Source organism: Caulobacter sp. (genome assembly GCF_017744445.1).
Lineage (GTDB): Bacteria > Pseudomonadota > Alphaproteobacteria > Caulobacterales > Caulobacteraceae > Caulobacter.
The window spans coordinates 85765-97193 of sequence record NZ_JAGIBH010000015.1 but is presented as its reverse complement, the minus strand read 5'-3'; the positions used below and the strand labels follow the sequence as shown (position 1 = coordinate 97193).

The following is an 11429-nucleotide window of genomic DNA, read 5'->3' as shown; positions in this document are numbered from 1 at the left end:
GGGGAAGCAGCTTATCGCGAGCTCGAAGTCAGAACGTGGCGATCATGACCGTTATACACACAGACTTGGTCACATTATACCAACGTCACGCGCCAACCTATCTCAAAATTGTCATCCCGGCCGCAGCGAAGCGGAGAGCCGGGACCCAGGGGCGACCGCACTGCGCCGGCCCCTGGGTCCCGGATAGCCTCTACGAGGCTTCCGGGATGACAAGCGTTGGAGCTAGTCGAGATAATCCAGCGGCAAGGCCGTGGAATCCTTGATCGTGTCCATCACGAACGCCGACCGCACGTCCTTGACCGCCGGCATCTTCAAGAGGCGCTTCATCATCAGCTCGCCATAGGCGTCGAGATCCGGCGCCACCACGCGCAGCAGGTAGTCGAAGTTGCCGGTCATCACGTAGCAGCCCACCACCTCGGGCTCGCGCAGCACCGCCGCCCGGAAGGCCTCGGCCGCGCCCTCGGTGTGGTCGACCTGCACCTCGACATAGGCCAGCACGCCCAGCTGCGCCTTGCGTCGGTCCACCAGCGCCACATAGCCGCTGATCAGGCCCGAGGCCTCCAGCTGCTTGACCCGGCGCAGGCACGGACTGGGCGACAGCCCCACCCGCTCGGCCAGGTCGACATTCGAGATCTTGCCGTCCTCCTGCAGGATCTGGAGGATCTTCCGATCGGCGCGGGTGAGCTTCATCGTGACCGGTTTTGGCTAGGGACTGGCAGATCATGACCGTCTAGCGCATTTCGTGGTCCGGGTGGAGACGAGCCTTGCGCATGGCGCCGCTTGAGGCTCTACCATCGGGCGAGACGAGCCACGCCAGGATCCCGCATGACCGACGGCCCCTTCGCCTCCAGCGCGCCCAAGACGCTGAAGTCTCCGTTCCAGAAGCAGGGCCAGAAGGTCCTGGCGGGCACGGCGCTCGTTCTGGTGCTGATGCTGGGTTCGTGCAGCGTGCTGAGCCACAGCACCACGGTCGAGCCGGGCAATGTCGGCGTGAAGATCCGCACCCTGGGCGCCTCGGCCGGCGTCGCGCCCGAGCCCTTGCCCGCCCGCTGGTACTTCCGGGGGATCGGCGAGCGGATCATCCAGTATCCGGTGATCCAGCGCACCTACAGCTACACCCGCGAGAAGGACGAGCGCGGCAACGAGAACGAGGAGATCACCTTCTCGGACAACACCGGCCTGCCGATGACGGCCGACATCTCGGTGACCCTGCAGGTCAATCCGGCCTCGGCCCCGAACCTCTACCAGACCTATCGCCTGTCGTTCGACCAGCTGCTGGACGGCCCGATCCGCAACGACGTCCGCTCGGCCGTCGCCGCCGAGGCCGAGAAGGTCGGGGTCGAGACCCTGTACAGCGGCGGCCGCCAGCAGGTGATCCAGCGCGCCTATGCCCGCGTGGCCAACAAGTGGGCGCGGCACGGGGTGACGGTCTCGCAGCTCGACTGGATCGGCTCGATCCGCTACCCGGCCGCGATCATCCAGCAGATGCAGGCCAAGACCCAGCTGGAGCAGGAAGCCCTGGCCGCCAAGGCCCTGGAAGCCAAGGAAACCGCCCTCGCCAACGCCGCCATCGCCAAGGCGCGCGGCGAAGCCGAGTCCATCCGCATCAAGGGCGAGGCCCTGCGCGCCAACCCGCAGGTCCTGCAACAGCTGGCCATCGAGAAGTGGAACGGCGAGCTGCCCAAGGTGACGGGCGGGTCTACGCCGTTCGTGAAGATCGACTAGGGGATGCTCCCGCCCGGAGACACGGGCCCCGGCCGTGTCTGCTGAGGGTGGAGAGCGGCCACCGCCGCAGGCCCCCACCTGACCGCTACGCGGTCGTCCACCCCCAGAGGGGGCGGAAGGTGATCGCGCTCCTTCTTCCCCCTAAGGGGGAGGAGCGCGTCAGCGCGGAGGGGGCAAGTATGGGTCGGATCGAGCCATTGGGACCCGGTCGCAGAGTTGCCGTTCAATCCAATTGCCCGACCGCTCTAAGGCGCCGTCGGCAGCACCAGCGTCGCCGCCTCCAGGCCCGGCGCGGTCGCCTTCACCGTCAACTTCCCCGCCCCCGCCCCACGCACCAGGACCGTCGCCGTGCCGCGATAGGCCGCGTGGACCGGCGAGGCGAACGGCGTGTGGTCGGCCGGCGCGGCGTTGTCGGCGGCGACGAACTTGCCGGCGCCCGACACCGCGAAGGTAATGGCCACCTCGGACGACGGCACGACCACGCCCTTGGCGTCGACCACCTTGGCGCGGACGAAGGCCAGGTCGTCGAAGCTCGCCCCGACCACCTTGTCGTCGCTGAACAGCACGATGCGCTTGGCCGCGCCGGCGGTGCGCAACACGTCCTTGGGACCGCCGCCGACGCAGCTGGCCACCACCTCGCCCGGTGCGAAGGTCACGCTCCACTGGCGGGGCGCGCCGTCGGCGGGCAGCGGCTTGGCGCCCAGGGCGCGGCCGTTCAGCGTCACGTCGACCGAGGGGCAGTTGCTGTAGACCTCGATGGTCTCGGGATGCGGCGACAGGTCCTCGGGCGTCCAGTCGTCGGAGATCCGAGGCTTGGCCGCCGGTGTGGCGACCGCGATCATGGTCGGCAGGGCCGGCGCGGGTCCGGCCCCGTCATTGGAAGGCGGCGGCGCGGCCGGGGCGGCGTTGCGCACCACGTGGATCACCGGCGTCTCGGACCACCAGCCCGCGCGCTGCATGCCCGTGACCTTCACCTGGCCGGTGCGGTCCAAGAGGCCCGCCGGATTGCCGATATTGGGCCAGCCGCTGCGGTCGGACTCGCCCAGATAGTCGACGCCGGTCCACAGGAACATGCCGGCATAGGGGGCGAAGTCGCGGACAGCGGTCCATGAGCCGCGCGCATGGCTGTTCTCGGTCCCGACGATCTTGCGCGTGGGCTTGTCGCTATGGGCCTTGGTCAGCTCGCCTTCGCGATAGTTCTGGCCGACGACGTCCAGCATGTCGGCCAGGCCGTTGCTGTAGTCGCCCGTCACGTTGGGCCGGAACAGGCCCATGGTCACCGGCCGGGTCGGATCGGCAGCGTGCATGACGGTCAGCAGGCTGCCCAGCGCCGCCTTGGCCTGGACCGGATAAGCCGTGTCGTGGATCTCGTTGCCGGCGCTCCAGATGACCACGCTGGGGTGGTTGCGGTCGCGGCGCAGCATGTCGCGGGCGTCGCGCTTGTGCCAGTCGCTGAAGAACAGGTGGTAGTCGCCGGGCGTCTTGGCGACGTTCCACTGGTCGAACAGCTCGTCCATGACGACGAAGCCCATGCGGTCGGCCAGGTCCAGGAACGCCGGCGACGGCGGATTGTGGGCGGTGCGGATGGCGTTGACGCCCAGGGCCTTCAGCACCGTGAAGCGCTGGCGCCAGACCGCCAGAGGGACGGCCGCTCCGACCGCGCCGCCGTCGGCGTGCAGGGCCACGCCCTTGAGCTTGAAATTCTTGCCGTTCAGCCAGAAGCCGCTCTCGGCCTTGAACTCGGCGGTGCGGATGCCGAAGGGCACGACTTCCGTATCACTCGCCTGGCCGTCCGCGCCGATCACCCGGATCGTGGCCTGGTAGAGGTTGGGCGTCTCCAGGTCCCATAGCTTGGGCGTCGCGATCGAAAGCTCGGCGGTCAGGGTCTCGGTGCGGCTCGCGTCGATGGCCACGGGCGCGACGGACTGGCGGGCGACGACCTTGCCGTCGGGGCCGGTGACGACGATCTCCAGCCCCGCCTTGGCCGTCTTCGCGCTGCCGTTGGTGACATCGACCTGGACCTTGGCGGTCGCCTGGTCAGCGGTGATCACCGGCGTGCTGACGAAGGCCCCGCCCTGCTCGACATGCAGGTCGCCGGTCTCGATCAGCCGGACCTTGCCGTAGATCCCCGAGCCCGCGTACCAGCGCGACGAGGGCGCAAACGCGGTGTCGGCGCGCACGGCCAGCACGTTGCGGCCGTCGGCCCGCAGGAAGTCGGTGACGTCGTAGCGTAGCCCGACATAGCCGCTGGGCCGGTGGCCCAGATGGTGGCCGTTGATCCAGACGCCGCTGCGCTCCATCACCCCGTCCAGTTCGACGAAGACCCGGCGACCCGGGGTCGGCTTGGCGTCCAGCCCCCGGCGGTACCAGGCGATCCCCGTCGGCAGGAAGCCCCCGGCACCGCCGGCCCGCGCCTTGACGTCGAACGGTCCGGCGATGGCCCAGTCGTGGGGGACGGAGACCTTGGTCCAGCCGCTGTCGTCGAGGGCGACGGTCTCGGCCCCTTCGGGATCACCGACAAAGACCTTCCAGTCCTCGGCCAGCGGCGTGACCTGGCGATCGGCCGCGCTCGCAGACGAAGTCAGCAGCAGCGCCAGCGCCGCGCCGGCGAACAACAGGCCCGTTTTTGACAAGCCGTCCTCCCTGATGTCGCCGAACGCGGCAACTCTCATTATTCGGGACGATATCCCATTAAATGAAAGGCTAACGTCAAAGCGGGAGGATGGTCAATCGCCGGTAGCGCCCAAAGCAAAACGCCCCGGGTTTCCCCGGGGCGCTCTGTCATGTCTTAGATCCAGGCCCCTTGTCGGGGTCGCCCTTTCAGTTCGCCAGGCGGCGCAGGAAGGACGGGATTTCCAGGTCTTCGCCGTCGTCGGTCTGCGGCGTCTCGATCGGCTGCAGCTGCGGGCGCACGCTCTGGGTCGTGCGGGCCTGCTGTTGCGGAGCCTGGGCGGTTTGTTGTTCGTAGCGCTGGCGACCGCCGCCGAACATCGAGAAGAAACCACCGCCCTGCTTCTGGGGACGACGCTCTTCGTAATAGTTCTGCTCGGGGAACAGCGGCTCTTCGGCGACCGGGGCGTCATCGACCATCGGGTCGACGATGCGGGTCACCTGGCGAGCGGCCGGCTGGGTGATGCGCGGCTCTTCAGCGACGGGTTGGTCGTAGTAGATTTCCGCTTCCGGTTCCGGCTGCGGCGCGGCCATGACGATTTCGGGCTCGGGCGCCATCGGCTCCGGCGCGAAGGCCGACGACGGACGCTCGGCCGGGCGAGCGGCTTCGTAGCGCGCGGTCGGACGGGCCGGTTCCGGCTGCGGAGCCGGACGGGTCGTCTCGGCGATCAGCGGCGCGGCCGAGGTGTTGCGGGTGGTCGGCTTGGGCTCGATCTGCTGGATCGAGGCGCCGTCCATGCCGGTGGCGACCACCGACACGCGGATCACGCCTTCCAGCGACGGATCGAAGGCCGCGCCGAAGATGATGTTGGCTTCCGGGTCGACCTGGTCCGAGATCGCGTTGGCGGCCTCGTCGACTTCCAGCAGGGTCATGTCCATGCCGCCGGTCACGTTGACCAGCACGGCCTTGGCGCCCTTCAGCGAGACTTCGTCCAGCAGCGGGTTGGCGATGGCGTTCTGAGCGGCCATCAGGGCGCGGTCTTCGCCGGTGCCCTCGCCGGTGCCCATCATCGCCTTGCCCATCTCGGTCATGACCGTGCGGACGTCGGCGAAGTCGAGGTTGATCAGGCCCGGCAGGACCATCAGGTCGGTGATCGAGCGAACGCCCGAGTGCAGCACCTGGTCGGCCATGCCGAAGGCTTCGGCGAAGGTCGTGCGTTCGTTGGCGACGCGGAACAGGTTCTGGTTCGGAATGACGATCAGGGTGTCGACGTAGCGCTGCAGCTCCTGGATGCCGCTATCGGCCAGGCGCATGCGGTGACGACCTTCGAAGTGGAAGGGCTTGGTCACGACGCCGACGGTCAGGATGCCACGCTCGCGAGCGCACTTGGCGATGATCGGGGCCGCGCCGGTGCCGGTGCCGCCGCCCATGCCGGCGGTGATGAAGACCATGTGCGCGCCGTCGAGGTGCTCGCCGATCTCGGGGAAGGATTCTTCAGCCGCGCTCATGCCCACCTCGGGATGCGCGCCGGCGCCCAGGCCCTGCGTGATCTGCACGCCAAGCTGGATGCGACGGTCCGTTTTCGCGAACTGCAGCTGCTGCGCGTCGGTGTTGGCCACCACGAACTCAACACCTTCGAGACCCGCCTCGATCATGTTGTTCACGGCGTTGCCGCCAGCGCCACCGACGCCGAACACCACGATACGCGGCTTCAGCTCAGTCGTACGCGGCGCGGAAAGAGAAATTGCCATGGGACCCTCGCGTCCTTACGCCGAAATCGTCAAACTAGACCTCGGCGACACCCAATCGCCGGGGATGCCTCGACGATCGTGTTAACAGAACAACCACCATCGTTAATCGGCAGTTAACTGCATAATCTGAGTCGTGGTCGGGTCGAGCGCGACCGTGGGATAAATTGTGGTCTATCAACAGAAAACCCAAGCGAGCTAAGGGTTCAGCAAGGATCCACAGCTGCGTGCGACCGAACGACGCTGAGTCGCTTTTCTGGCCAATACAGGCGGTTTGGAGCAGCAAAAAGGCCCGGCGAGAAGCTCGGCCGGGCCTTCAAGGTTAAACAGTAGAGTTAATCACGCTTAAAACTTTGAGCGCCTTAGAACCTGCGCTTTAGAGATTATCGCGAAGCCAGGCCGCAGCCTTGGCCATCGGCGAAGCATTGGGATCCAGCGGACGCTTGCGCGACACGTTGCCCGCCAGCGCCTTCGACGAGACGGCCTCGCGGGGCCCGAAGGCGGTGCGGTGCAGGGTGCCGGCGGCGGCGCAGAAGGCCGGACCGGAAGCGGCGTCGGCCAGGTGCGGCACCCGGCGAGGACGGCCCAGGCGGACCGGACGATCGAACACACGAACGGCCACTTCACGCACGCCGGCCAGCTGGCTGGCGCCGCCCGTCAGGACGATGCCCGCGCCCGGCTCGACCGGCGCGCCCGAGGCCTTTAGGCGCTCGCGCAGCAGTTCCAGCGTCTCTTCGACGCGCGGCTGGATGATGCCCTTGAGCAAGGACCGAGGCGCGATCACCGGACCCGCGCCCGGATCGTCGCCGCGCGGCGGGGCCTCGATCATCTCGCGGTCCTCGTTGGCCGAGGCGATGGCGCTGCCGTGCAGGGTCTTGATGCGCTCGGCGCCGACCACCGAGGTCTGCAGGCCGCGGGCGATGTCTTGCGTGACGTGCCCGCCGCCGACGGCCAGGCTGTCGACGTGGCACAGGGCGCCGTTGTTGAACACGGCCACCGAGGTCGAGCCGCCGCCCATGTCGATGCAGACCGCGCCCAGGTCCATCTCGTCCTCTTCCAGCGCGGCGAGCGCGGAAGCGAACGGCGCGGCGACCACGCCCTCGAAGGACAGGTGGGCGCGTTCGACGCAGTGGGCCAGGGTGTGGAAGATGTTCTCGTTGACCGAGACCACGAGGAGCTCAAGACCCAGCGAGCGGCCGAACATGGCGCGCGGGTCGCGGATGCCGCGCTGGCCGTCGACCGACCAGGCGATGGGCAGCAGGTGGATCGGCTTGCGGCCGGGAATACGAACCTGCGCCAAAGCCGAGGCGATGGCGCGCGACAGGTCGCCGTCGCCGATCGGGCGGGCGCCCAGCGAAACTTGCGTGTGGACGCGGTTGGAGGCCAGCTGGCCACCGGCGGTGCAGACCGACACGCCCTGCACGTTGACGCCGGCCACGGTCTCGGCGCGCTCCACGGCCTGGGCGATCGCTTGCGCGGCCTCGTCCAGGTTGACGATCGCGCCGCCACGGACGCCGCGAGACTGGACGTAGCCGACACCGGCCGTCGTCAGGGTGCGGTTCTCGCGGTGGACGCCGTCGGCCTTCATAATGAAGCACGTGACCTTGGACGCGCCCAGGTCGACGGCCGCGATGGCGGGCTGGCGCACGAGCGTGGCCTTCAGGCCCTCGCGAGCTTGCTTCCGTTCCTCCAGTCGCGACATCGCTATCGTCACCTCAGCACACTACGTCTACGCGCCGCCAGCGGCGGGCTGCCCAGGCAGCGCCGCGTCGCGGGGTCGAACAGCCACCATTTCGGGGTCGCGCAGATCGATCCGCGCGAAACCCATGTCCAGGATTCGCTGCCGTTGGTCGAGCTGATCCAATTGAATCAGCGCGGATTCTTCGTCAATGGCCGGCAGCTGGATCAGCGAGCCGTCCTTCAGTCGAAGATCCCAACGACGGTCATCCACCCGCACCAGCGCTTCCAGTCGGTCGCGCAGACGCGGTCGAGACGCGACGGCCGGCAGGATCAGCCCCGCGGCCTGGTCCGCCCCCTGCCCCACCACCAGCGGCAGCTGGGGGAAGCGGGCCGGATCGGCCTCGGTGATCACGCGGCCTTCGCCGTCGATTACCTTCATGCGGCCCTGGTTTTGCCAGACCGCCAGCGCCGGCCGCTCTTCCACCGCGATCAGCACGGTGTCGGGCAGCATGCGCACGACTTTCGCGTCCTTGACCCAGCCCACGCCCTGCACCTTGGTGCGGACGTCGTTCAGGTCCATCCCCAGCGTCGGCTGGTTCAGATAGAGGCCCGAGGCCGCCAGGATGTCGGCCTGGGCGGTCGAGGACGCGCCCCGGATATGCACCGTCTTCAGCTTGAAGCCGGCCGAGGCGAAACTGTTGTCGACACCGTGGACCATGGACATGCCGATGCGCTCGGCCCGATGGCCGGTCGCCAGCATCACCACAAGACCGAGACCCAAGGCCGCGCCTGCAACCGTCAGGGCGACCGTGGGCGACAGACCCACGCCCTTGGCGGCGTGCAACTTGGCGGCCGGCTGCGCCCCCCGGGGCGCCGGCTTACCTTTGCTCGGACTTACGGGCGCTTCGGCCCGGGGTCGCCTAGGCTTAGGCGGTCCCCCCCGCACTACAGCGGGCATAAGCGTCCTCCACGATCCACAAAACTAACTGGTCAAACGGGATCCCGACGTGTGCGGCCTGCTCCGGAGCGAGCGAGGTCGGTGTCATGCCGGGCTGCGTGTTGACCTCTAGAAGGACCAGAAGGTCGTTAATGTCGTCATAACGGAAGTCCGACCGGGTCACTCCTTGGCAACCAAGAGCCGAGTGCGCCAGTTCGGCCATCCGCATCGCCCGATCCCTTACGCCATCAGGGATTGGGGCCGGTAGGACGTGGATCGATCCGCCCTCGGAGTACTTGGCTTCGTAGTCGTAGAAACCTGTGGATGCACGGATATCCGTTACCGCCAGCGCCCTGGGACCATTTGACTCACCCAGCACCGCCACGGCCAATTCCAACCCTTGGACGTAGGGCTCAACCATAACTTCTTCACCGAAAGTCCAGTCGGGCGAGGCAATTTCAACCGGAGGACGGTTCGCGCCTTCCTTGATGATGAACACCCCGACGGACGAACCCTCAGCGTTAGGTTTAACGACATAGGGGGGCTGCAACACATGGTCGCGCGCGACATCGTGTCGGTTGTAGAGACCGCCGCCCGGAACGATCACCCCGGCAGCCGCCAGAACGGCCTTGGCCTTGGCCTTGTCCATGGCCAGCGCCGACGGCAGGACGCCCGAGTGGGTGTAGGGCAGCTTGAGGGTTTCCAGCACGCCCTGGACGCAGCCGTCCTCGCCCCATTCGCCATGCAGGGCGTTGAACACCAGGTCCGGCTTGGTCGCCGTCAGGACCTGGGCGATGTCCTTGCCCGGGTCGATGCGCGAGACCTTGGCCCCCAGCCGCTCCAGCGCATCGGCGCATTCGGCGCCCGACACCAGGCTGACCTTGCGTTCCGACGAAGGGCCGCCGAGCAGGACGGCGATGTGGCGGCCAGCCAACGGGGCGCTTTGGGGTTGGGTGGTCATAAGGGCTGAACTCTTGGGAGCTGCGACGTTGAGCCACTCCTAGTCAGCCTCGGCGCGCCTGCCAACAGCTAGACGCGGTATTGCGCCCCCTCCGTCTCGTCGCCTATCGGCACCGATCCACCTCCCCCGCTTACGCGAGGGAGGAGAAGATCCTCCTCACCCGTGCAACGGGGGAGGTGGCCCGAAGGGCCGGAGGGGGCGCTGTAGCGCTTAGTGCGAAGCCGGACCGCCCGCCGCCTTGATCACGCGGAAGTCGATGCCCGTCTCGGCCACCAGGTAGATCAGGCTGGCCCAGGCGGCGACGTTCTGCGCCAGCTCGTCGGGGCGCACCTTGTTCAGGGTGTCGTCGGCGGTGTGGTGGTAGTCGAAGTAGCGGGTGGCGTCCTGCTCCAGCTCGATCGACGGCACGCCGGCCTCTTCCAGGCCCTCGATGTCGGCGCCGCCGTGGCTGGCGGGCGCGCGGTTCACGTAGATCTTCAGCGGGGCCAGGACATTGGCGGCCGTCGTCGCGAACGGATGGGCCGCCGCGCCGGCCGGCAGCTTCAGCGAGTAGATGCGATCGGCGCCGGTGTCGCTTTCACCGGCCAGGACGATCTTGGCGACCTCGTCCTTGTGGGCGGCGATATAGGCTTCCGACGAACCGCCGCTCTCCTCCGAGCCGAACATCACGACGCGGATGGTGCGCTTGGGGTGCTTGGGCAGGTCGCCGATCAGCTTGGCGGCGGCCGTGGTGATGGCCACGCCGGTGGCGTCGTCCAGGGCGCCGGTGCCGACGTCCCAGCTGTCCAGGTGGCCGCCGATGACGATGACTTCGTCCGGCTTCTCCGAACCCTTGATCTCGCCCGATATGTTCCAGGCCACGTCGTTGGCGTCCGTGGTCGAGGCCAGCTTCAGCTTGATGCGCAGCGGCTTGCCTTCCTTGGCCAGGCGCTCCAGTTGCTCGGCTTCCGGCACGCCCATGGCGGCCGACGGGATCGAGGCGACGCCGTCGCCAAAGGCGGTGACGCCAGTGTGCGGCACGGTCGAGTCCGAGGTCGAGATCGAGCGGATCAGCAGCGCCACGGCGCCGCGCTTGGCGGCTTCCACCGGACCCGAGCGACGCGAGATGCCGGCGATGCCATAGCCGGAGCCGTCTTGGGCCTTGACCATCGGCTGGGTGATGACGGCGATCTTGCCCTTCAGCGCGCCCTCGGGGGCCGCCATCATCTCGGCATAGGTGCGGAACAGGGCGACGTCGGCCTCGATGCCCTCGGCCGGGGTCGGCACGGTGCGGCCCAGGCCGACGATGCCCAGCTTCATCGGATAGGGACCGACCAGTTCGGCGCTCTCTTCACCGCGCGTCCACGACGGCTTGGCGAACTGCTCGACCTTCACGTCGGTGAAGCCCAGGGCCTTGAACTTGGCCACGCCCCAGTCCTTGGCGCGCTCCATGGCCGGCGAGCCGACCAGGCGCGGGCCGATATTGGTGGTCAGGTCCTCGGTGATGTCCCAAGCCAGACGGTCCAGCAGGGCCTTGTCGCGCAGGGCTTCGGCGGTGGCGACGGGGTTGGCCGGAGCCTCGGCGGCCGGCTGCGCCTTAGCGCCCTTCTTGGCGGCGGTTTGAGCATGGGCGACGCCCGAAACGAGGGTCAGCGCCGCGGTGGCGACCAGAAGACGACGGTACATGAGCAAGGATTCTCCCCAATGGCGGGGGAGTCATAGCACCGGTTCCTGACATGGGGAGTCAGCATAACGCTGAACTGTCACGACGAGCGGTCGCTGCCTAAA

At 67.9% G+C, this 11429-nt stretch carries 9 protein-coding genes and 1 pseudogene; 2 read left to right on the top strand and 8 right to left on the bottom strand.

The genetic code is table 11. The annotated features are described in order from the left end of the window. Positions 1-73: 73 nt before the first annotated feature. Positions 74-184, top strand: a pseudogene (locus tag J7528_RS19970) (hypothetical protein); the annotation flags it as partial. Between the two features lie 38 nt (positions 185-222). Here the strand turns inward: J7528_RS19970 and J7528_RS19965 are convergent. Further along, a complete protein-coding gene (locus J7528_RS19965) occupies positions 223-690 on the bottom strand; it encodes an Lrp/AsnC family transcriptional regulator (RefSeq protein WP_291878058.1) in 468 nt (155 codons plus the stop codon). A gap of 135 nt (positions 691-825) precedes the next feature. Here J7528_RS19965 and J7528_RS19960 point away from each other — a divergent pair, with 135 nt between their 5' ends. After that, positions 826-1725 carry an SPFH domain-containing protein gene (locus tag J7528_RS19960; RefSeq protein WP_291878056.1) on the top strand — a complete coding sequence of 300 codons (900 nt, stop codon included), beginning with the start codon at positions 826-828 and terminating at the stop codon, positions 1723-1725. A gap of 245 nt (positions 1726-1970) precedes the next feature. On the opposite strand, the gene J7528_RS19955 is transcribed toward J7528_RS19960, so the two are convergent. The 7 genes from J7528_RS19955 to J7528_RS19925 all read right to left on the bottom strand — a co-directional run bounded on the left by J7528_RS19955 (position 1971) and on the right by J7528_RS19925 (position 11333). Beyond that, entirely contained in the window at positions 1971-4358 is a 2388-nt protein-coding gene (locus J7528_RS19955; RefSeq protein ID WP_291878054.1) for a glycoside hydrolase family 2 TIM barrel-domain containing protein, read from the bottom strand. Between the two features lie 187 nt (positions 4359-4545). Next, entirely contained in the window at positions 4546-6087 is a 1542-nt protein-coding gene (gene ftsZ / locus J7528_RS19950) for a cell division protein FtsZ (RefSeq protein WP_291878052.1), read from the bottom strand. A 34-nt stretch (positions 6088-6121) separates the two neighbouring features. Further along, on the bottom strand, positions 6122-6187 hold the full coding sequence (locus J7528_RS19945) for a hypothetical protein (protein WP_024265820.1): 66 nt from the start codon (positions 6185-6187) through the stop codon (positions 6122-6124). Between the two features lie 273 nt (positions 6188-6460). Then, entirely contained in the window at positions 6461-7786 is a 1326-nt protein-coding gene (gene ftsA, locus J7528_RS19940; RefSeq protein ID WP_291878050.1) for a cell division protein FtsA, read from the bottom strand. A gap of 27 nt (positions 7787-7813) precedes the next feature. Next, positions 7814-8722: a cell division protein FtsQ gene (gene ftsQ, locus J7528_RS19935; protein WP_291878047.1), complete on the bottom strand. Its 909-nt coding sequence runs from the start codon at positions 8720-8722 to the stop codon at positions 7814-7816. Then, a complete protein-coding gene (locus tag J7528_RS19930) occupies positions 8691-9662 on the bottom strand; it encodes a D-alanine--D-alanine ligase (RefSeq protein WP_291878044.1) in 972 nt (323 codons plus the stop codon). The genes ftsQ and J7528_RS19930 overlap by 32 nt, the downstream gene beginning before the upstream one ends. Positions 9663-9872: 210 nt before the next feature. Then, positions 9873-11333 (bottom strand): M20/M25/M40 family metallo-hydrolase, encoded by a 1461-nt coding sequence (locus tag J7528_RS19925; RefSeq protein ID WP_291878042.1) that lies wholly within the window; start codon positions 11331-11333, stop codon positions 9873-9875. Positions 11334-11429 lie beyond the last annotated feature (96 nt).